This window comes from Citricoccus sp. NR2 (genome assembly GCF_027594385.1).
Classification (GTDB): Bacteria; Actinomycetota; Actinomycetes; order Actinomycetales; family Micrococcaceae; genus CmP2.
The window spans coordinates 96,382-116,282 of the sequence record NZ_CP115154.1; the positions used below are offsets into that span (position 1 = coordinate 96,382).

A 19,901-nucleotide genomic window follows, 5' to 3' on the forward strand; every position below is an offset into this window, starting at 1 on the left:
CGTGGTTCGGGCAGGACACCACGTCACCGCCCTCGGTTCAGCCGCCCCCATTCGGAACGAGGAAGGAATCTTCCGGAAGAAGAATCCACAGGTCGGCAAGCGCTTCCCCTTCGGGATATACGCCATTGAACATCTCCGAGCCGTCTTCTGTGAGTCGGAGATCGCGTCCGGCCATCTCCGATCCTGTGGGCGATCGCCGCCACGTCAGGGATCCTGTCGCGAGGTCCATCCGTGGGTCCTCGCCGTCGAAATGCCATGGATAGCTAATGGACACTTTCAAGCGGTCTTCGGTCCAAGTCACCCACACGTCCTTCAAGGGGACGAGCAGGAGGCCACCGTGGCCACCGAACCTGACTTCCCCAAGGGTTGTGACAGTCATACCGACTTCGGTCGCATCCACGGAATCTGCGCCTCCTACTCTGAGAGTTGCACTGTCTGCCAGCGGGAAGAAGAGTTCTGTGGGGCGGACCTCGGCCCTCGCGTCCGCAGCAACGGCCCCGTCGGGGAGCGATTCGACGTACGAACGGAAACGTTCAAGGACCGGCCAGTAAAGTCCGTGCTTCATCTGTTTGATTCTCCTGAGGGTAGAGCCTGTGCACCCAGCGCCACCCACGTGGCGATCTGTGAGCGCGAGGTGAAGCCGAGTTTCATCAAGGCATTTGCCACATGCCCCTCGACCGTTCGATGCGAAATAACCAAGCGCGTCGCAATCTCGCGATTGCTCAACCCATCAGCCAGCAACTGACTGATGGTCCATTCGGTTGGCGTTAGGACCTCCGAACCGGTTGATTTTTCGTCTTGTCGAGAGTGCGCGATGCCTAACGCACGGCTGGTCCGAACAACAGGGTCCCACCGCGCGCCTTCGAGCATCAGGGCATTTCGACGGTCCGCAGAGAGGTGCCCTTCAAGGGCGTCGTGGCACTGTTCTGATCGTTGGGCCAGGCTCGTGCCAAAGGCGTGGATCGAAGTCCCCAAGGCCCGCCACAGGTCCCGAGCGACACCCAGGAGGCGTGCCGCCTCATCGTGGTCTCCACTACACTCCATGATCCAGGCGAGGACGTCAAACTGCAGAGCTGTTCCCACACGGTCAAAGTCCAGACGTCGAGACAGGCCCGCCCTTACCAGCTCCACAGCTCCTGTGAGGTCACCGTCGAGCCAGGACACCAATCCAGAAGCCCACTCCACCTGACACGTACCCCATTGATCGCCAATCTCTCGGCCCTTCTCCATCGCTCGATCTGCTACCTTTTGAGCTCGATCGAACTCACCCGTATCAGCCAGGGCCAGCACAAACATCATCGATCCGAACAACATGCCGAAGGACTTCTCGGTGGCCATGAAATGGGTCACAGCTGATTTCAGCAGGGTGACGGCGTTTTCGAGCTCAGAGGTCCATAGTGCTGCCGTCCCCCTGAACAGGCTGACATAGGCCTTCAAATCCGGGTCCGACGACTGGTTCGCGATGAATACGGATTCTGCCAGCAGACGTCGGGCTGTCTCCGTCTCACCTTGGAGAAGCAAAATCCAAGCGGCAACCCAAAGCGTTGTGCCGCGTACTGCGCCGGGGTCGGGATTAGCAGCCAGAGCGAGCGACGTCCACTTGCGACCGTCTCGAAGATAACCGTCCACGGCCCAGTGAAAGCGTAGGTGATTGACCATCACCGCACCCCGTAGCGCCTCACCTTCCGTGTCAAAGCTCCACTCCAGGGAACGGGCCATGTTGGCACGCTCTTCCCGCAACATTGCGATGATCTCGCCTTGCTGGGACGATGACCAATTCTCACAGCTTGCTTGGGCTCGTTGAGCGAAATAGTCGCGGTGCGCCCGCTGAATAGTCTCGGACTCGCCGGTGTCCTTCAGTTGCTGGCTTCCGAACTCAGCAATGCTGTCTAAGAACCTATACCGCAAGGACTGCCCGGAGGATTCGGGGATGACGATAGACTTGAGGACAAGCTGATCCAGAAGCTCCCAAGCGTTCTTCGGATTCAGATCACTGCCCGAACACACCTGTTCGATCGCTTCAAGGGTGAATCCGCCGGAAAATACCGAAGCACGCTGCCACAGCAGCCGTTCTGAAGGGGTACACAACTCCCAACTCCAGTCGATGAGCGCCCGGAGGGAGCGGTGACGTGGCGGCATGGTGGCATCTGGTGACGTGAGGAAGCTGAAACGGTCTTCCAGCCGCTCTTCTATATCGGCGAGGGAAAAGGTCCGTAGCCGGGATGCGGCCAATTCGATGGCCAGAGGATTGCCCTCTAAGAGTTCACAGATGCGGGCAGCGGTGCGGTAGTTGTCGCTGGTGATGGAGAACCCCGGTTGCACCGATCTCGCCCGCTCTGACAGCAGCTTCACTGATTCGGAGGCCGCCACCTGCTGACGGTCAGGAATCGACGCAGTTTTGGGCACCCCGAGCGGCGGCACCGTGATAATGCGTTCACGGAAGCTTCCGAAGACGTGCCTGCTCGTGGCCAGGATTCGTACCCCTCCGGCGGCATCGAGGATGCTCGATACCAATTCCAGGACTTCATCCGACACGTGCTCGCAGTTGTCAAGGACGATTAGTTGTTCCCGATTCCTCAGATAGTCCACCAGGCGCTCGCCCGCGCGTGCCGTGGAAACGTCAGTTCCAACCATGGACCGGAGGACTACGTCCTCGACCGGGGTACCGGTAGGCAAATTCGAGAGGTTGAAGTAGCGAACCCCGTCGGCAAAGTTCGGACCCATCTTCTCGGCAACGGATATCGCGAGCCGGGATTTACCCATCCCTCCCAATCCTGTGAGTGTCACGAAAGGGTGCTGCTTCAAGGCCATTTGGACAGTCCGCCGGAGCTCCCGCCGCCCAACAAAGCTAGTAACAGGCAGGGGCAAGTCCGGATGTCGTTGCATGCAGACATCCTCCCTCGAAAATCGCATCCACGGAAGGGGGTCTGGTGCAGGAACAGGTGTCATCGAGCGTCGCGAGCCGAGAGTGCTGGCTTGGAAGGATGTCTTTGACCGCTACGTCGGCAGTGCGTCTGACGAGCAGGTTCCGGGAATCACGATCGTTGCGGAAAGTCTCGGGCTCGACGACGCAGGTACGCAGGCAGACCTCGACGAGTCAGCTGCGGAACCAGGCGCCGATGTCAGTGTGGATTACACGAGCATCACCCTTGTCGGCGATGGCGCTGCCTCGGAGACTGATTCCGACAACGCGATCGAGATCGAGCTTCCATCGGTTGACGCCGATGGGAAGATCGACACCATAGTGACGGTGCAGCTATCGATCATGACCGACGGCACCATTGGCGTTGCAGGCGAGGTTGAAGACTATATGGGAGATGCCAACGGCAACTGGATCGCCAGCTAAACGCCACTCACTCGAAGCGGAACCCTGCAGCTTGACCGCTGCGGGGTTCCGTGTTTCCACGTCCATGGCTCACCCGCCGTACTCGTGGTCCTTATCTCGTTCCGGGCGGGGCGTTTCCGCGTCGACCTCGCGTGCCAAAGCGCGGCTGAGCTTCGCCTGTGCAGCGATGGTGCGCTCCTTCCACCTCTCGAAGCTCTGACCGCGGTACGTGCCGAGCGCGTCACTGCGGAGCCGCTGGTGCTTCTTGAACTCGATCGCTGCGCGCATCTCTTCGTACGTCGGCGGCTGCGGCGCGGGCCCGACCTTCTCCAGCGCGCGTTCGATCTCGTCGTACTGCGCAAGCAGACGCGCTTCCTGTGCCCTCGCCACGCTCCTTCACTCCTCAGCATCGGTGCGCCTGCTCGAGGTGCCTCCCCGCGGGATCACTATTCAAGGAGGGCTCTTCGACGATCCGAAGGGTGAGAGCTGACTAACGCATGATCTTCCGTAGCCGGCGACCGGCGATCTCATGCCGCTGGCCGAATTCACCGACCCCGACGGCGGGTGAACAGCGCGTCGATACTGAGGCGTCCGGGGCCGACGACGGCGATCACCAGGGCACCCACGGTGAGAGCGGCAACCAATTCCCAACCGCCCTGGTCCACGAACACGGTGTCAGTCCAGTGCGCGATACCCCAGGCACTGGCCATCACCGCGGTAATAGCGATGCCGGCCAGCGGCGTCAACAGCCCGAGGATCAGCAGCGCTCCCCCACCGAATTCCACGCCGGCGGCCATGGCGGCTGATATGTGCGGCGCGGGCACCCCCATCTGGTCGAAGAATTCTCCGGTACCAGCCAGGCCCCACTCGTCGAGCTTCTGCCAACCGTGGGCCATCATGATCAGCCCGAGGGCAATGCGGGCCGCTAGTAACGCGATGTCGGCGACCAGCTGGGGTGTGCGGACGAGCTGGGCGTACGGGTTCTGAGTCTGAGCCATGCGAAGCTTCCTCTCCTTGGTCTGGACACGGGCAGACGGTAGCAACCAGACCCTGGGATTTTCCGGACAGACACCGGCCTCAGAGATTCTCAGGCAAACTCTGGTATTTCAGATCTCAAAGACGCAGAAAACTGGGCCACCCGAACGAACGGAGCTCGGTCGGGTGGCCCAGTGTGTTGCGATAAAGGTCACGAGCGTGACCTGAGATGTCTTGCCCCAAGTGGAGATCAGGCAGATACCGCCGCGGCGTCGCGTTTGTTGGCGCGAATAATGAAGAACGCGGCAACCATGGCAACGACGGCGATCGCGCCCCAGATGCCCACCACCAGCCAGGCGGAACCGGCGATCACCAGCAGCGGAACGAACGTCACCGCAGCGATCTCGACGGGGGTGACCGGAATGTAGGCCACGCCGAACTCTTCCATCGTCCCGGATTCCAGCTTCGGGTCGGTGATACGCAGCAGCGCCACGCCGGTGGACACTGCACCGGTGGCCCAACCCCAGGTGAACAGCTGCTTCTCGAACCAGCCATCCTGCATCAACCGCGGTGCGACCACCAGGCCCAGCACCAGGCACAGGGCCATGCCGAAGGCGAAGAGGATCAGCAACTCGACCCAGTAACCGGCCACGATAGCCGGAGCGATGGAAGCGATACCGCAGACGATCAGGATGTCGGTGGCGGAACCGGCCACGGAGTTCAGCGATCCGCGGTCGAGGTAGGTGGAGACCTTGGTGCGGGTCATCACCGAGCGCACGATCAAACCGATCACGAACGCTACGGAGAACACCGGGATCGTCAGGTTTTCCCACTGCGAGGTGACCAGCAGGGTCACGCCGTAGGCGCCGGCGGCAATAGCAGAAACGACGCCGACTTGGAATGCCAGCGACTCCACGGAGGCACCGGAGAAAGTGTGCTGGCCGATGGCCGGGCGCTCCTCCACCTTGCGGATCAGGCCGGTGCGCATGTCCTCGGGCAGGGACTTCATGCCACGGAAAGCCTTGGCGTGGCCCCGGGAGGCGCCAATCTTGGCCTGGATGATGCCGCCGACGACGCCGACGATCAGGCCGACGGTCGCGGCGGTGTAGGCCAGCGAGGCCATCTCGGGGTCGCCAGTCTGCTGGGTGAAGACGTCACCAATAGCAGCAGCGGAACCAAAACCACCGGCCCAGCCGGCAAAGAGCAGCACGCCGATGCTGTCGGGAGCATCAAAGAGCGGGCCGATGAGCATCAGCACCAAGGCCATACCCAGGGCGACCTGGAGCGAGTACATCAGCACGCCGTAGGCGGAGAAGGAGGCGACGTTGCGGCCGATTTTAAAGATGTTGAAGTCATCGGTTAGTGCGATACAGGCGAACACCACAGCGATCAGCACCGAACCGTAGGTGCCCATGTACTCGGAGAAGGGGATCCAGCCCAGCCCGTTAGGACCGAAGGCCAGACCCAGAATGCCGGCCATCACCGAGGCGGGAATCATCATCGTCTGCAACCACGGGATCACCGCCCGCAGCCAGGTTCCGATAGCCAGCAGGACGCCGATCAGACCAGCATCGATCAGCAGCACCCAAGGGGTGAATTCCACAGTCGTCTCCTTCGACGTCGACTACGTTGGTGTCACGCGCTGCGCGGTGGTGATGCGCACTCGACGCGCGGTGGTGGTGAGCGTGCCAGCACCGGTGCGCCAGCGTCGTCCCTGTAGGACAGAGGAAGTCTAGACTAGTACCCATGGCCGTTACCATCCTCGCCGTCGGACGCAAGCACGAATCATGGGTGCGCGAGGGTATTGAACGGTATGAGAAACGGCTGAAAAAGCCCTACACCGTGACCTGGCAGTTGCTGCCACATTCGGCCCGCCAGCACGATCACGCCCGGGCAGAAGAGTCAGAACGGATCCTAGCGAAGATCTCTCCCACGGATCAGCTGATCCTATTGGACGAGCGCGGCACGAACCTGACCTCGGAGCGGCTGGCCGAGCACGTGCAGTCTCGGTTCGATACCGGTCAGCATGTAGTGCTGGTGATCGGCGGCGCCTACGGCGTGGATGACCGGGTGCATCAGCGCGCAAATCTGGTGTGGTCGCTGTCGAAGTTGGTGTTCCCACACCAGTTGGTGCGCCTGGTGTTGGCGGAACAGCTGTATCGAGCCCAGGAGATTTCGGGCGGGCGCCCTTATCACCACGTCTGAGTGTGGCGAACTGTCTCTGAGTGAATGAGACGTACAGCCCCGGGCACGACCTGCACCTGTAGCTCATTGTTCCCCGCATCCTCGGTGGCGGACGGGGTGCCGAGCGGGGGTGCGTGGACGGCTTCTCCGTCCGCGTACACCGGAACACCCGCGGGGATGTGGATGCGCAGTCGGGTGGCTTGATGGGCACTCAGCGGCCGCAAGAGCGGATGCGCACCCAGGTAGACGAGCGGGAACAACAGGGTCACCCCGGTGCGGGAGACTCGTCCCACCGTGGAGACATTCAGTACCCCGTCGTCGTGCTTCGCCTGCGTGTTCAGCGGAATCCCGCCGCCAATATAACCTCCGTTGTGCACGCAGATGAGTGCGGCGTCGAGGTCATGGGCGACCTCGTCGAGCTGCAGTCGCATGCGTCGGGTGTGGAACCTGGGTAGGGATTGGACCAATCCCACCAGATAGCGCAGCGATCCGGGGATGTGCCGCAGCGTTTCGGCACGTTGATTGACTTCTGCGTCGAAACCGATGTTCAGCGAGTTGGCCACCCACAATTCGCGTGTCACGCCGGGGGCGCGCAGGATGACATGCAGCGCATCGACGGCGACGGTGGTCAGCTCGGGTGCACGCAGGGCGGTGAGGAGGTGCTTCAGTGCCGCCGGTGAAGAGAGGGGCAGGCGTGCGGCGCGAACGAAGTCGTTGCCCGTTCCTGCCGGGATCACGCCTAATGGCACTTCGGTCTGCGCCACCAGGTTCACTCCGGCAGCCACCATGCCGTCGCCGCCACGCACCAGCACCGCGTCCACGCCCTCGGCAAGTTCGCGGCGCGCCCGGGCCATCTGCACCGCGTGGTCGTCAGGGTCCGGGACGATGATCTCCGCGTCGATCCCGACGTCATCACTGAAGTGCTGAGGGGTCGCCCCACCCAACGCACCGCGTCCGGCGTGGGGGTTCAGCAGCACCAGAATGCGGCGTCGTCGTGGCATGGACTCCACGCTACTATGCGGGGCTACTATGCGGGTCGGTGCGCCACCTGGTCGACAAAGCCGGCGATCCGCAGCACCGCCGTCTCGATGACCTTCGCGGCGTGGGCGTACATGTCATCGGATCCAAGATACGGATCGACGACGTCGTAGTCGTCACGGTGGTCCAGTGGCGGCACTACCCCGCGCATCGATCCCACCAGTGCGACAACCCGGGCCATGACGGAGCCTTCCTGCCCGCTCCCCGGTGGTGCTAATTCTTCCGTCATCGTGTCTTCGGTCATGGTGCTGACGATATGGGCGAATTCGAGCAGCGTGAAGCAATACCGGCTGGCGGGTGGATGTAGTTCCACCACAGTGCGCCGGTGCTGGCGATCTAGTGCTAGCACCAGGTCGGCGTCCTGAATCTGCGCGGCGGTGAGTTGAACTCCGCGGTGTTCTTTCGCGCCGTGGCCACCCAGCAGTAACGACCAGTGTCGCGCCTGTCCGGGCATAGCGCAGCCCACCATGGCGTGGGTGCCCGCACTGGTCACGGTGATGTCGTGGTGGGCGAGGTGAGTGGTGAGGAGTTGCTCCGCGATGGGCGAGCGGCAGATGTTGCCGGTGCAGACGGTCAGGATCCGATGCGCCATCGGGAATCCTGAGCACCCATCGTCGACGCCGGGGTTTCGATCTCCGTGGCGTGCACCGTGGGACCGAAATCGACCGCCGATTCCGCCGTGTCGCGGTCCAGGTGATCAGGTGATGCCCCTGTGTGCGCCCGCTCGTAGCGGTAGTGCGGATACAGTGCCCGGTCGGCGCCCTTCGCCGGCATCTTGGTGGCCACCACGCCAAGCAGTCGACTGTCGATGGTGTGCAGCGTATTCAGGGCGGCGGAGAATTGCGGGCGCTTGGTGCTCTCCGGGGTCACCACCAGCACCGTCCCGGTGGCGAACTTCGACATCACGGCGGCGTCGGTGACCGGCAGCAGCGGCGGGGAATCGATGAGCACGTAGTCGACTCTCGAGCCCAGCCGGCCCAGCAGCGCTTCCATGGCGGCGGAGCCCAGCAACTCACTGGGGTTCGGAGGAATCGCACCCGAGGGCAGGATCTCCAGCTTCCGGCGGCCCCAGTGCTGCAGCACCTCGGAGAGGTCCGCACGGCCAATGAGCACATCGGTGAGCCCCACTCCGCCTTCAATTCCCATCACGTCGGCCACGGTGGGATTGCGCAGATCGGCATCCACCAGCACTACGCTTGCGCCGTTGTCGGCGAGCGCGATCGCCAGGTTGGTCACGGTGTTGGTTTTGCCTTCGCTGGGCATCGCACTGGTCACCACGACAACGCGCTGACTGCCTGCCGCACCGATGAACTGCAGATTCGTGCGTAGGCTGCGGAACGACTCTGCGCGCGGGCTCATCGCGTCCGAGTGCACGATCAGAGGGCGGGTGGCGACCTCGGGGTCCACGGGAATGCGTCCCAGGATCGGGGCGTCCGTGAGCTGCTCGATGTCGCGGATCGAGCGGATGCGGGTGTCCAGCACGGAGCGCAGCAGGGCGATGCCGACGCCGACAGCCAATCCCAACAGCAGTCCCACAGCGATATTGATGGGGATGTTCGGGCTGACGGGAGCCTCGGGCACCGGTGCCGGCTGGATCATCCGCACCTGGATGGGGCTGACACCGTTCGCGTCGGCCACCTCGATCTCGTTCTCCACCACCCGGGAGAAGACCTCGCCGGTGGTATTGGCCAGCGCCGAGGCCTCGCCCGGATTCTCATCGCTAGCGGTGATCGAGATCAGTACCGTGTTTTCCGGGGAGGCGACCGACAGCGAATCGCGCAGAGAGGTGCTGGTGGTATCCAGGTCGAGTTCATCGATGACGTTGTCGAGCACGATCGCGCTCGTCGCCAGGTCGATGTAGCTGTTGACCGACTGCTGAGCGAAGGTCGCACCCTGCACCAGGTCGCTGGCGGTGTCGGCCTCATCATGACGGACGGACACGTACAGTTGCGACGTCGCCTCATATCGAGGTGTGACGAGCATCGAGAACGCCCCCGCCGCGAGGACTCCGGCCAGGGTCATGGTCACGACCAGCCACCAGCTCTGGAGCAGAATTCGCATGTATTCGCGCAATTCCATGAGCAGTTTCCTTTCGGGCCGAGGTCGTTACCCCACGCTTCACACCTCCCTATACACTACACGCATCAACTGAATCCGGGGTATTTCTTTCAACATCCCCGCGACAAGGCATAACGAACGAATGCAGCCGACTCATAGAAGAGCTGCCGCACCCACACCGCACTCTCCATGTCACGACCGTCGTCCACCATGACCAATTCCCCGGAAAAGCAGCGCTGGAAATACATCTCGGCCCGACCCAGGTGCGGAACCATAGTGATGACCATGACCGAGTCCCAGTCATGCTGTTCGGCCAGGCGCGCCCAGGAACGCGCCTCCCCGCGCGTGGTGAGCGGATCGGGGGTCACGCAGGTGACGGTGAAGCCGTGCTCGCGTCTACAGAACTCACCCCAGTGCGCCTCGCTCGACACCGTCATGACCAGGTGATCACTGTGGCCGGCTTCGATCAGGTCGACGGCGCGGTCTAGTCGCTCCGGTGACACCACGCCCAGCGCGTAGACAGCATCCACCGGCGCCGGTTCGTCCGGTGAGGCAAGCAGGATATAGCGGGCACCGAGGACCACCCAGGTCGTCACGAGGAGAAGACTCGCGACCGCCGCGACACGTCGGGGGCGGCGTTGGGCTGTTCGCGGTTCTTGTTCCACACACACCCCACAGAGTAGTATCAGGTTCAACCATTAAAGCATGGGACGAGGAGCACCTCCGTGGGGCAACGTGATGCAGTGCAACGCAGCTCCCGATCGCCCGCCGACGGCGCATCGACGCTCCTGCCGCGCGCCCTGGTCGCCCTCCTCTGTTTGAGCGCCTTCGGCCCGTATCTGGTGGGGTCGCTACGCGTCGAGCACATCGTCGTCTACGGGCTGGCCGCCGTCGTCGTGCCCTTCGCTTTCCCCTTCATCCGGTCCATCGTGCTGCGCCTGGTGTTGCCCTGGGCGCTGTTCGTGGCCATCTCGCTGGTCGCCGTGGTCTCCCCGGTGACCGCCTCGCTGCCCTGGGATCGAGGCTCACTGATGGCCAGCGCGGACAATCTGCTACTCCCCGTGGCCATCCTGCTGACCTTGGCCTGCTTGGTCCGCCCGTCGACGGCGACGACCGCGCTGAACACCGCCGGGGCCGTCATCGTGTGGGGCGCGGCGGTGAACGCTGTCCTCTCCATCATCCAATCCATGACGCCGGCGCTGAATCCGCTACTGCGATACTTCTGGTCGAGCAGCCCGGAGAGTCTCTCCACCGCAGAACATGCGGCCACCATGGGACGGTATTCCGGGATCTTCAATCAGCCAGCCGAGGCCGGCCTGGTGTACTCCTTGGCCCTGTTCCTGGCCATCTACTTGTACCGCAAGCGCACCACCGTGCTGCTGTTCGTGATACTGGTGCTGTGCATCGGCGGCGCGTTCACGGTGTCCAAAGTGTTCGTACTGGCGGGGCTACCCCTGGGGGTCTATTACCTCTGGCGTTCGGTGGCCCCGAGCCGAAAGATCTGGCTGCTGTTGATCGTCCCGGTGACGGCGGCGCTGCTCACCTCCTCCGGGTTCTTCCAGAACTGGGACGGCTTCGACTATCTCATCCGACTGCTCACTCCCCCGGCCGATCAAAGCCTGCTCGAGTTCTACACGGCCGGACGATGGAACGAGGATTCGGCCATCATGATGGTGATGTCGGCGGTGCTCTCAGCCAGTCCCTGGGTCGGGGTGGGATTGGCCGGACTCGCGGTGCCCTATGACAGCGCCTGGACCGAAGCGATCATCGTGGCAGGGCTGCTCGGCGTGGTTTGTGTGGCTGCCACTTACCTGGCGATATTGTGGATCGCCCGTCACACCCAGGACCCGCAGCGACGGCGGCTGGCGTTCATGGTGGCCATCATGCTGATCGGCGCGTCCTTCGGCATTCCGTCGTTGACGGTGAACCGGTCCACGACCCTGATCTGGGTGGTGGTGACGCTGCTGATCCTGGCCGTGGGTGCGGAGCGTAGCGGGGATTCCGATTATGCGGGCACATTGGCTGGCAGGCCCGGATCCCCCTGGCAACTCACCGTTGACCGGCGTCGGCGGCCCCCTCTTCCCGAGGCTGGGTCGACCGTGCCTGCGCCTGATCCTGTTTCCGGTAGCCCCAGTAGGACATCCAGGTCCCCAGGCTGACGACGATCGAGACCACCAGGATCGCGATGATCGCCCCCTGAGCCCCCATACTCCAGGCCAGGGCGGGAACCACGGTGAGACGGGCAACGGCGCCGATCACGCTGATCCGCATCAGCTCGCGGGCCCGCCCATCGACCCGGTGGACGGCGTGCACGGCCGACATGGTGGCCACCACGATGACGTCGAGCCCGGCCCAGATCAACAGCGGCTGCACGGCGTCCCAGGAGCGCCCCAGAATGAGTTCACCGAAGAAGACACTCAGCACCAGCATCGCCCCCACCAGGAGCAGGGCCAGTCCGGTGGGCACGGCGAACCAGTAGAGCATGTGCTTGGCGCGGTCTTCCTCTTTGCCGTCGGCGATCTGCCGGATGGCCAGGGTGGAGACGCTGGTGCTGATCAGGTTGATGGGCCCAAACACGGTGGAGGCCCCGCGGATGGCGCCCAGTACCGCCGTGTGGGTGACCGCGGCCAGAATAAACGTCATCACGTGCACGGAGCCGTTGCCGATCAACACCTGGACACCGAAGTGGGTGCCGGTGGCCACTCCCTGCTCCGAGGCCGGCCACCGGGGGATGAACCGCAACCGCACCTGGTACGCCAGCATCACCGCGCTCAGCCACAGCCCTGCCGCCCAACACAGCACAACCCACACCACGGGCACGTTCCCGACAATGGCGGCCGCACTGCCCCCGCACACCAGGGTGAGTTGGACGACGTCGGCCGTGAGACCTTTGCGGATCTGTCCGTCACTGACCGCCCACAACCGGAGGTAGTTGTAGCAGACGTAGCCCGGGACCACCGGGCTCATCGCCAGCACGATCGGAGCACTCATCACCCATCCGGCGCCAGCCACCAGTACCGCAACGCTCAGGGAGACCAACAGCGCCCGGGAGAACGCCTGCTGGCGGATCGTGGCGTTGGAGGCGTGCAGCAGCGCCCGGTTGACCCCGATTTCGCGGGCGAACAGATCGATGAACGCCATAGCCGCGAAGCACACGCTGAAGACGCCGAGCAGGGCCGGGCCCCCTTGGCGTCCGATCACGATGGTCAGCAGCATCGCCACGATACTGCTGGCGGCGTTGCTGGCGATCAGGCCCGCGAATCGGATCATGGCCTCACCCGCGGACCGGCTCGCCCGTTGCGGCCATCAGGTCGAAGAAATGAGGCTGGGCCGCCGTCTCGTCCCACCAATGGCGGTAAGCGGATTGGGCGCCGCGGCGCACCGCACGCCGTTGCTCGGCCGACAGAGCCAGATATCGGTTCAGGGCGCTCGTCCAGGCGTCGACGTCGCGCTCCACCACGTATCCGGCACTGTGGTCGCGGATCCGCTCCGTCCAGGGCGTCTCGGGAGTGATCATCACGGGGCAGGCTGCGGCCAGGGCCTCGGCCACCACATGCCCGAAGCTCTCGCCCCGGGTGGGAAGCAGTAACAAGTCGACCCCGTTGAGCGCCGTCGCCACCTCATCGTGGTGCAGCACCCCGGCGAACCGCAGGTCCACAGAAAACTGCTGCGCCACTTCCCGGCAGCGGCGGGCATAGTCGGCGGACTCTTCCGGACCGTAGACCACCAGCGGCACCCGGTGCCCGGTTCGGCCCAGCGCCTCGATGGCCAGGTGCAGGCCCTTGTGCTCCATCACGCGTCCGAGGAACGCCAGGTGAGGTTCCTCGCCAGCGCCGTCGCGGACCGAGGCGGGGTGCTGAGGCAGCAGGGTCGCGTCTTCCTGGACGATGACGACGGCGTCGTCCCCGATCACCCGGCGGATGTCTTGTTCCTCATGCACCGATGCCGCCTGCCACGACACCCGGTGGTGGGTGCCCAGCAACTTGTTGACCCGCATCAACACCTTCTTGCGCAGCGCGTGCCGCCCCAGCGCGCCGACGGCGAATTCTCCACGCGGGGCGACCACCACCTCCGCCCGGCCAAAGTATCCGGTGCGGGCGAGCATCAGCACGGCCTGGGTGAAGGTCGGCGACCAATAGGAGTTGCAGTAGATGTAGTCGGGGCGCGAGGCGCGCAGCTGCCGCCACATCTGGACGACCCCACCGGCGCGGTGCGTGGAGGCGTAGTAGACCTGGGCCCGCCCGTAAGGAACCCATGAATCGACCGTGCCCACCAGGTCCTCGTCACCGTTGAGGTCCCGGCTGGAGGTGATCACCCGCGTCCGGTACCGCTCGGGCGCTGAGGACACGATGGCGTCCAGGGAACGGATGGGGCCGCCAGCCTGCACCGCGGGAGGAAAGTGCGGGCTCATCACGCAGATCGTGGTCACGGGTGCCTCCGGTCTCGTCGTCGGGCCGGTCAGCGCCGGATGCCCTTGCGCAGGTGGTGGGTGCCCACCTTGGAGCGGATGAAGTTGACGACGCGACGGGAGGAATCCGCGATCTGATATTCCGCCGGAATGGTCGCCGGCCCCTCCTCCCGGTGCTGGGTGATGGTCATCTGCGCGGCGTCGACCACGTCGTTCGCCTCTAGCCCTGTCGCAATGATGGCCCCGGTTTCCAGCGCCTCCGGTCGTTCGATGGCGTCGCGCAGGGTGACCGCCGGGAACCCCAGAATCGAGGATTCCTCGGAGATGGTCCCGGAATCGGAGATCACGCAGCGGGCGTTCAACTGCAGCTTGTTGTAGTCGTGGAACCCCAGCGGCGGGTGCATGCGTAGCCGGTCGTCGACGTCGAGACCGAAGGCTTCGATGCGTTTCTTGGTGCGCGGGTGCGTGGAGACCAAACAGGGTACCCCCTCGGCTTTGGCCACCGCTTGGAGGGCCGCGAGCGCGGCGGTGAGCCGGTCCTCCCTATCCACGTTCTCCTCCCGGTGCAGGCTCGCCAGCAAGTACTCCCCCTCGGTGAGCTCGAGATGTTCGAGGACGTCAGAGGCCTCGATCTGATCGCGATAGGTGGTGAGGATTTCCAGCATGGGTGAACCCATCACCATCACGTCTTCGGCTCGCACGCCCTCGGCGATCAGGTTCCGCCGCGAATGCTCGGTGTAGACAAGGTTGTAGTCGCTGACGTGGTCCACCAGGTGGCGGTTGATCTCCTCGGGTACGTTCGGATCGAAGGAGCGGTTGCCGGCTTCGAGGTGGAACACCGGGACCTTGAGCCGTCGGCCGATCACCGCGGCGATGCAGCTGTTGGTGTCCCCCAGCACCACCATCGCGTCGGGGCGCTCCTGGTGGATCACTGCCTCGGTGCCCTTGATGACGTCGCCGAGCATTGCCCCCAGCGAGGAGGTGTCGGCGTCGAGAAAATGGTCCGGCTGCCGCAAGCCCAGGTCGTCGAGGAACACCTGACTGAGCTGGTGATCGTAGTTTTGGCCGGTGTGGACCAGCACGTGATCCGTGAATTTTTCCAGACGCCGAATCACACACGCCAGCCGGATGATTTCTGGTCGAGTGCCGACGACGGTCATGATTTTCATTCGCTGCTGCATATTAGACCGTCTCCGGGATCGTGTCGGTGGCGTGGGCGTCGAACAGGTCGTTGGTCCAGAAAGAGGTGTACAGATCATCCTGACCGGTGTTGGTGATGCGGTGCGCCCACCCGGTGGGCATGTCCACCGAGACGGGCTCATCTCCGGTCACCTCGACGTCGTAAACCTCATCGGTGAAGAGTTGTCGTAATGAGATGGTGGCCGATCCGGCGAGCACCGTGAAGCGTTCGACCTTGCGCCGGTGGTAGTGGTCGCCGCGGGAGATGCCCGGGTGGGTGATGGAGAAGGAGGACTGGCCGGTGCCGCCGTGGTTGCGGATGATCTCGAAGAATGAGCCGCGGGCGTCGGCGTGCCGGGTCAGTTTCACAGGGGTGTGGCCCGGGAAGGTGAAGGAACGATACGTGTTGAACAGGTCGCGGTCGAAGGGGTCGGCGATGTCGGGGATCTCGCCACGACGGTACGTCTCGGCCTGGTGCTGCAGCCGACCCAACAGCCCGGTCACCGATTCCACCACTTCCAGCTCGGGCTGTTGCTCGGGCGCGACGGTGCCGATCAGCAGATCGGCGGCGTTCTGGGCGTGCAACAGGGTCAGTTCCTTGTCACCGTTCACCACCGGCTGTCCCCCGTGGGCCAGCTGGTGGCAGAACGTGGCGGTAACGGAGTTGTAGTTGGGGCGTCCGTGTTCACCGAAGAGATTCGGCAGCCGCACGTCATGAAAACTGCCGCCCACCTTGTCGGCGGCCGCGGTCAGCAGCTCAGCAGCTCGGGCTTTGGAATCGCCGTACGCTCCCGTCGTTCCGGCATGAATCGAATTCGCGTAGACGATCACCGACGGCGGGTTTTCGCAGCGGGTCAGCGCCTGGGCGAGGTGCTCTGCGAAGCTGATATTGCCCTGGCGGATCTCCTCGTCGCTGGCGCGGTTGACCCCGGCCAGGTGGATGACCCGTTCCGCGCCGTCCAGCGCGGCCACCGCGGCGTCTAGATCAGCGGCTGCTCCCACGACGACGCGCTGGGGCTCGACGTCGCGCTCCCGCAGGGCGACCCTGGTGTGCCAGCCCAAAAATCCGTGGCTGCCGGTGAGCGCGACCTTAAGCATCGGACAACCGCTGGGACACATCGATGCCGGCGTCGGTCAGTTCGCGGCGAATCTCGGGCAGAGTGAGGAGCAGGTCTTCGACCGCCTTGACGTCGAGACGTTCCACGGTGTGTGAGTCATAATCCACGAAGGTCTCCCGGTGCAGATCGCCTTCTTCGACGTAGAGCTCGTAGTTAAGCTCCCGGTTGTCGGCGGGAACCCGGAAGTACTCGCCCATGTCCTGTGCGCGCGAGAGTTCCTCGCGTGTAGCCAGTGTCTCCGAGACCTTCTCCGCATGTCGAGTGCCGATCAGGCTGACTGTGGCGGAGGACTCAAAAAGGTTGATCATCGCCTGGGCGAGATCGCCGATGGTGCAGGCCACCGCTTTCCGGATGAACAGGTCTCCCTGGGACGCTTTTTGGAAGGCGAATTCCACGAGGTCCACCGAGTGGTCCAGCGACATCATGAACCGGGTCATGTTCGGGTTGGTGACCGTGAGGTCCTTGCCCGCACGTAGCTGGCTGACGAAGAGCGGGATAACGGAGCCTCGGGAGTACATCACGTTGCCGTAGCGCACGCAGGAAACGATGGTGGCGGTGGTCGGGTTGTTCAGGCCGTGGGACTGCGCCACCTTCTCCATGAGCGCTTTCGATTCACCCATGGCGTTGACCGGGTAGACGGCTTTGTCGGTGCTCAGGCAGACCACTGATCGGGCACCGTTGTCGGCGGAGGCGCGCACCACGTTGTCGCTACCGAACACGTTGGTGCGCACGGCTTCCAGCGGGAAGAACTCACACGAGGGCACCTGTTTGAGCGCGGCCGCGTGGAACACGAAGTCGATGTCGCGGGTGGCCCGGTCGACGCTGTCGTAGTCGCGCACATCGCCCAGGTAGAAACGCAGGCGGTCGTCACCGAGTGCATGACGCATCTCGTCTTGCTTGGCCTCATCCCGGCTCAACACCCGGATTTCGGCCACGTTGCGCTCCAGCAGCTTCTTCGTCACGGTGCGACCAAAGGAGCCGGTGCCACCGGTGATGAGGATCTTCCGTCCCGCATAGGAGTAGTTCATGATGTGGCCTTTCGCGCCGGTACCTGGAGGAGGATGTTTTCGATGGTGGAGACGGCGGCCTCGCGGGAGAACTGGTCCCGGTAGGCTGTCTGGGCTCGTGTGGCCATGGATTTCCGCTCGCTGAGGTTGAGTTCGTGTGCACGACGGAAGGCGGCACTGAGTGCGGCCACATCTTCAGCGTCGGCGGTGAACCCGACCCCGAATTCTTCGACGATCCCGCGCAGGTCGCCCTGCACGGTGGTGATCACGGGCACCCCGCTGGCCATGGAACTCTGGAATTTCGACGGGATGGTCCCGTGGAATATCGGGAGGTCTTTGAGCGTGACGAGCGAAAAATCTGCCGCGGCGTAAACCTCTGGCATCTGCTCACGGGGCACCCCTGGATGGAAGGTCACGTTGGTGATGCCGCGTTCGCGCACCAACCGTTGCAGTGCTTCCACGGCCACCCCGTCACCGACCAGGTGCAGTCGGAAATCGTCGTGTTGTAACGTCTGGGCGGCCAGCACCGCGGTGGGCAGATCCTGCAGGTCACCAATATTTCCGGCGTAGACCACCTCGGTGGCGGCCCGGTCCGCCGAACGCCGGGCCGCGGCCGAGGCCAATGCCTCCTCGCGCGCGGCCGCGATGTCTTCGTCGCCCCAGTTGAACACGTAAGAAGTCCGCTCCGGCGCCGACCCGCGTTCGATGAGCGCATCCACCATGCTGGGGGCGATGCCCACGACGGCGGAAGCATGTCGGTACACGCTTTTCAGCCAGGGCTCCATCAGCGCCGTCAGCTTCCGCACCGTGCCACTGGATTCGCCGATGGTGGAGCCGGTGATGGAATCCGGCCAGAGGTCCTGAACGTGGAGCATGTAGGGTGTTCCTCCCAGCAGCCGCCAGAGCCAGGGCCCGAACCCGGCGGTCATTTGGGTGGCATACACGTAGACGACGTCGGCGCCGGCGGCGAACCTTCGGGCGGTGGCCGAGCTGGCCCCGAAGCTGAGGTAGTTGGCGATCCTCCGCGCTGGATTCTGCGAGTGATCCGGGTAGAGCGGTACGCGCAGCACGTCGATGCCCTGCACGTTCTCGCGCTGACGCCACGACAGCCGGTACTCATCGAAGAGCCGGCCGTGCGGGTAGTTCGGGAACCCGGTGAGGACCCGCACCTCGTGCCCGGCCTCGATCAGCCCGTGGGCCAGTCCCAGGGGGATGCCGGCGTCTTCCGGGGCGAAGTATTGCGTGACAATCAAAACGTGCATGACCGCTCCTCTGGCGCGGGTCTGCCCGCGGACTGTGTCTGTTTCATCTGCGCCCGGTCAAGGCCGCAGACGAGTGATGGGTGGCCTGGGATGTCGACTCGGCGGGGCCGACGATACGCGCGTGCACGTCGTCTTCGTTCCAGTAGTTACCCTGGAGGAAGTCGTCGATCCCCCATTTCCGCCGCACCAGGCTCAGCGAATCTCCCTGCCGCGCATAGACAGCCGGCAGGTACTCGATGAAGAGCGGTTGGAAACACATGGTGTAGGCGCCGACTTTGCCGAACACCAGCCGGTCTTCCGGTTCCAGCTCGGCCCGGTTGTGCAGCTTGGTGATGCGGTCATCTTCCATACAGGTGAAGCCGCTGATGATCTGTTCCGGGTGCGTCTGGTTGGAGGCGGATTCCAGGCGCACATCGAGCACCCGCTGGCGTCGGAAAAGCGGGTCAATGTTGGTGCGGCTGGCATCGGTGACCACGATGGTGCGACCATCGATCTCTTTGACGTCGACCACGCTGGCGTGAAATTCGACCGGCACCGCAATGAGGGATCCTCCCGGCTCGACGATGAGCTGGGTGGCCTCGGTGTCGACGACGTCGTCGAGGGTTGCCCGGATGGCGGCGATGTAGTCGTCGAAGGACGGGGAGGCGTCGTCGCCGCCGAAGAAGCCGCCGCCGATGTCGATCCAGTCGAGGCTCAGCTCGTGTTCTTCCACCAATTCCGCGGCCACGGTGGCGGCGGCCCGGTAGACGTCGAGGCTCTGGGTGCGGGAGGTGCGGTGCAGGTGCAGCCCGGCGATGACGACCCCGACCTCGCGAAGCCGGCTGATCACGTCATCAAGGTCACCGTTGGCCGTGTTGAAACCGAATCGGCTGCCGTCGTCTCCGTCACCATTTTCGTCCTGGCAGCGCGCAGCCAAATCCCAATTGACCCGCAGGCCCACGCGGATCTCCAGCTCGGGCTGGTCCTGGGCCAGTTCCACGGTCCAGTCGACTTCCCGCTGGGCATCGAGGTTCACGATCGAGCCGTCACGGAGGGCTTGCCGCAACAGCTCGCGGCTCTTGAGTGGACCGTTGTACACGATCTCGTCTTCGGCGTATCCCAGTTTCTGGGCCAACTCGTATTCGGTGTCGGAGACGACTTCGGCCCAAACACCGTGCTGGCGCATGCGGGTGATCAGCCAGGGCAGGGAGTTCGTTTTCATCGAATACGACAGGATGGAATTGGGCCAGTGAGCTCTTAGGGCCCGTTGGAACCGATCGACGAATCGATCGAGGATGTCCACATCGATCACGAAGAAGGGGGTGGGCGGTGCTGGACCCGAGGTGGGTTCTAAGGCTTCCATAACAA

19 protein-coding genes are annotated in these 19,901 nt (G+C 63.9%); 3 read left to right on the forward strand and 16 right to left on the reverse strand.

The genetic code is table 11. From position 1 onward, the window contains the following. Positions 1–37 precede the first annotated feature (37 nt). Positions 38–565: an HtaA domain-containing protein gene (locus O1A05_RS00470; RefSeq protein WP_270106148.1), complete on the reverse strand. Its 528-nt coding sequence runs from the start codon at positions 563–565 to the stop codon at positions 38–40. After that, positions 562–2,811, reverse strand: coding sequence for an ATP-binding protein (locus tag O1A05_RS00475; RefSeq protein ID WP_270106149.1), 2,250 nt, complete (start codon positions 2,809–2,811; stop codon positions 562–564). Before O1A05_RS00475 ends, O1A05_RS00470 begins: the two co-directional genes overlap by 4 nt. 73 nt (positions 2,812–2,884) lie before the next feature. Between O1A05_RS00475 and O1A05_RS00480 the strand changes: the two genes are divergently transcribed. Further along, complete coding sequence (locus O1A05_RS00480) at positions 2,885–3,346, forward strand: hypothetical protein (protein ID WP_270106150.1); 462 nt, start codon at positions 2,885–2,887, stop codon at positions 3,344–3,346. A gap of 69 nt (positions 3,347–3,415) precedes the next feature. On the opposite strand, the gene O1A05_RS00485 is transcribed toward O1A05_RS00480, so the two are convergent. From O1A05_RS00485 to O1A05_RS00495, 3 genes are all read right to left on the reverse strand, one after another. Then, a complete protein-coding gene (locus O1A05_RS00485) occupies positions 3,416–3,715 on the reverse strand; it encodes a hypothetical protein (protein WP_270106151.1) in 300 nt (99 codons plus the stop codon). A gap of 155 nt (positions 3,716–3,870) precedes the next feature. After that, on the reverse strand, positions 3,871–4,323 hold the full coding sequence (locus tag O1A05_RS00490) for a DoxX family protein (RefSeq protein ID WP_270106152.1): 453 nt from the start codon (positions 4,321–4,323) through the stop codon (positions 3,871–3,873). A gap of 227 nt (positions 4,324–4,550) precedes the next feature. After that, entirely contained in the window at positions 4,551–5,903 is a 1,353-nt protein-coding gene (locus O1A05_RS00495) for a sodium/glutamate symporter (protein WP_270106153.1), read from the reverse strand. A 143-nt stretch (positions 5,904–6,046) separates the two neighbouring features. Between O1A05_RS00495 and rlmH the strand changes: the two genes are divergently transcribed. Beyond that, positions 6,047–6,505 carry a 23S rRNA (pseudouridine(1915)-N(3))-methyltransferase RlmH gene (gene rlmH, locus O1A05_RS00500; protein ID WP_270106154.1) on the forward strand — a complete coding sequence of 153 codons (459 nt, stop codon included), beginning with the start codon at positions 6,047–6,049 and terminating at the stop codon, positions 6,503–6,505. Here the strand turns inward: rlmH and O1A05_RS00505 are convergent. The 4 genes from O1A05_RS00505 to O1A05_RS00520 form a co-directional block, all read right to left on the reverse strand. Beyond that, positions 6,493–7,485, reverse strand: coding sequence for a diacylglycerol/lipid kinase family protein (locus O1A05_RS00505; RefSeq protein ID WP_270106155.1), 993 nt, complete (start codon positions 7,483–7,485; stop codon positions 6,493–6,495). The two genes, rlmH and O1A05_RS00505, sit on opposite strands and share 13 nt — an antisense overlap. Positions 7,486–7,511: 26 nt before the next feature. After that, a complete protein-coding gene (locus O1A05_RS00510; protein ID WP_270106156.1) occupies positions 7,512–8,114 on the reverse strand; it encodes an arsenate reductase/protein-tyrosine-phosphatase family protein in 603 nt (200 codons plus the stop codon). Then, entirely contained in the window at positions 8,096–9,601 is a 1,506-nt protein-coding gene (locus O1A05_RS00515; protein ID WP_270106157.1) for a polysaccharide biosynthesis tyrosine autokinase, read from the reverse strand. The genes O1A05_RS00510 and O1A05_RS00515 overlap by 19 nt, the downstream gene beginning before the upstream one ends. 89 nt (positions 9,602–9,690) lie before the next feature. Then, positions 9,691–10,176 (reverse strand): ElyC/SanA/YdcF family protein, encoded by a 486-nt coding sequence (locus O1A05_RS00520; RefSeq protein WP_270106158.1) that lies wholly within the window; start codon positions 10,174–10,176, stop codon positions 9,691–9,693. A 129-nt stretch (positions 10,177–10,305) separates the two neighbouring features. On the opposite strand from O1A05_RS00520, the gene O1A05_RS00525 reads away from it, so the two are divergent. Continuing rightward, on the forward strand, positions 10,306–11,739 hold the full coding sequence (locus O1A05_RS00525; RefSeq protein ID WP_270106159.1) for a hypothetical protein: 1,434 nt from the start codon (positions 10,306–10,308) through the stop codon (positions 11,737–11,739). On the opposite strand, the gene O1A05_RS00530 is transcribed toward O1A05_RS00525, so the two are convergent. Genes O1A05_RS00530 through O1A05_RS00560 form a run of 7 tightly spaced genes read right to left on the reverse strand, consistent with a single transcriptional unit; the run spans position 11,630 to position 19,896 of the window. After that, positions 11,630–12,850: a hypothetical protein gene (locus tag O1A05_RS00530; protein ID WP_270106160.1), complete on the reverse strand. Its 1,221-nt coding sequence runs from the start codon at positions 12,848–12,850 to the stop codon at positions 11,630–11,632. The genes O1A05_RS00525 and O1A05_RS00530 overlap by 110 nt on opposite strands. Positions 12,851–12,854: 4 nt before the next feature. After that, complete coding sequence (locus tag O1A05_RS00535; protein ID WP_270106161.1) at positions 12,855–13,991, reverse strand: glycosyltransferase; 1,137 nt, start codon at positions 13,989–13,991, stop codon at positions 12,855–12,857. A 47-nt stretch (positions 13,992–14,038) separates the two neighbouring features. Beyond that, positions 14,039–15,157 carry a non-hydrolyzing UDP-N-acetylglucosamine 2-epimerase gene (wecB, locus tag O1A05_RS00540; RefSeq protein ID WP_270106162.1) on the reverse strand — a complete coding sequence of 373 codons (1,119 nt, stop codon included), beginning with the start codon at positions 15,155–15,157 and terminating at the stop codon, positions 14,039–14,041. A gap of 13 nt (positions 15,158–15,170) precedes the next feature. Next, positions 15,171–16,265, reverse strand: a complete 1,095-nt coding sequence (locus O1A05_RS00545; protein WP_270106163.1) for a polysaccharide biosynthesis C-terminal domain-containing protein — start codon at positions 16,263–16,265, stop codon at positions 15,171–15,173. Beyond that, positions 16,258–17,313: a polysaccharide biosynthesis protein gene (locus O1A05_RS00550; protein ID WP_270106164.1), complete on the reverse strand. Its 1,056-nt coding sequence runs from the start codon at positions 17,311–17,313 to the stop codon at positions 16,258–16,260. Before O1A05_RS00550 ends, O1A05_RS00545 begins: the two co-directional genes overlap by 8 nt. Further along, positions 17,310–18,554: a glycosyltransferase family 4 protein gene (locus O1A05_RS00555; RefSeq protein WP_270106165.1), complete on the reverse strand. Its 1,245-nt coding sequence runs from the start codon at positions 18,552–18,554 to the stop codon at positions 17,310–17,312. Before O1A05_RS00555 ends, O1A05_RS00550 begins: the two co-directional genes overlap by 4 nt. 43 nt (positions 18,555–18,597) lie before the next feature. Further along, positions 18,598–19,896 (reverse strand): hypothetical protein, encoded by a 1,299-nt coding sequence (locus O1A05_RS00560; protein WP_270106166.1) that lies wholly within the window; start codon positions 19,894–19,896, stop codon positions 18,598–18,600. Between the last annotated feature and the right edge of the window lie 5 nt (positions 19,897–19,901).

What these genes read in the sequence shown, in the direction of transcription:
- O1A05_RS00555 (WP_270106165.1), bottom strand. Translation starts at nt 18,554, where the DNA reads ATGCACGTTTTGATTGTCACGCAATACTTCGCCCCGGAAGACGCCGGC.
- O1A05_RS00470 (WP_270106148.1), bottom strand. Translation starts at nt 565, where the DNA reads ATGAAGCACGGACTTTACTGGCCGGTCCTTGAACGTTTCCGTTCGTAC.
- O1A05_RS00475 (WP_270106149.1), bottom strand. Translation starts at nt 2,811, where the DNA reads ATGGCCTTGAAGCAGCACCCTTTCGTGACACTCACAGGATTGGGAGGG.
- O1A05_RS00545 (WP_270106163.1), bottom strand. Translation starts at nt 16,265, where the DNA reads ATGCTTAAGGTCGCGCTCACCGGCAGCCACGGATTTTTGGGCTGGCAC.
- O1A05_RS00535 (WP_270106161.1), bottom strand. Translation starts at nt 13,991, where the DNA reads ATGAGCCCGCACTTTCCTCCCGCGGTGCAGGCTGGCGGCCCCATCCGT.
- O1A05_RS00480 (WP_270106150.1), top strand. Translation starts at nt 2,885, where the DNA reads ATGCAGACATCCTCCCTCGAAAATCGCATCCACGGAAGGGGGTCTGGT.
- O1A05_RS00510 (WP_270106156.1), bottom strand. Translation starts at nt 8,114, where the DNA reads ATGGCGCATCGGATCCTGACCGTCTGCACCGGCAACATCTGCCGCTCG.
- O1A05_RS00490 (WP_270106152.1), bottom strand. Translation starts at nt 4,323, where the DNA reads ATGGCTCAGACTCAGAACCCGTACGCCCAGCTCGTCCGCACACCCCAG.
- O1A05_RS00530 (WP_270106160.1), bottom strand. Translation starts at nt 12,850, where the DNA reads ATGATCCGATTCGCGGGCCTGATCGCCAGCAACGCCGCCAGCAGTATC.
- O1A05_RS00550 (WP_270106164.1), bottom strand. Translation starts at nt 17,313, where the DNA reads ATGAACTACTCCTATGCGGGACGGAAGATCCTCATCACCGGTGGCACC.
- wecB (WP_270106162.1), bottom strand. Translation starts at nt 15,157, where the DNA reads ATGAAAATCATGACCGTCGTCGGCACTCGACCAGAAATCATCCGGCTG.
- O1A05_RS00505 (WP_270106155.1), bottom strand. Translation starts at nt 7,485, where the DNA reads ATGCCACGACGACGCCGCATTCTGGTGCTGCTGAACCCCCACGCCGGA.
- O1A05_RS00515 (WP_270106157.1), bottom strand. Translation starts at nt 9,601, where the DNA reads ATGGAATTGCGCGAATACATGCGAATTCTGCTCCAGAGCTGGTGGCTG.
- O1A05_RS00560 (WP_270106166.1), bottom strand. Translation starts at nt 19,896, where the DNA reads ATGGAAGCCTTAGAACCCACCTCGGGTCCAGCACCGCCCACCCCCTTC.
- rlmH (WP_270106154.1), top strand. Translation starts at nt 6,047, where the DNA reads ATGGCCGTTACCATCCTCGCCGTCGGACGCAAGCACGAATCATGGGTG.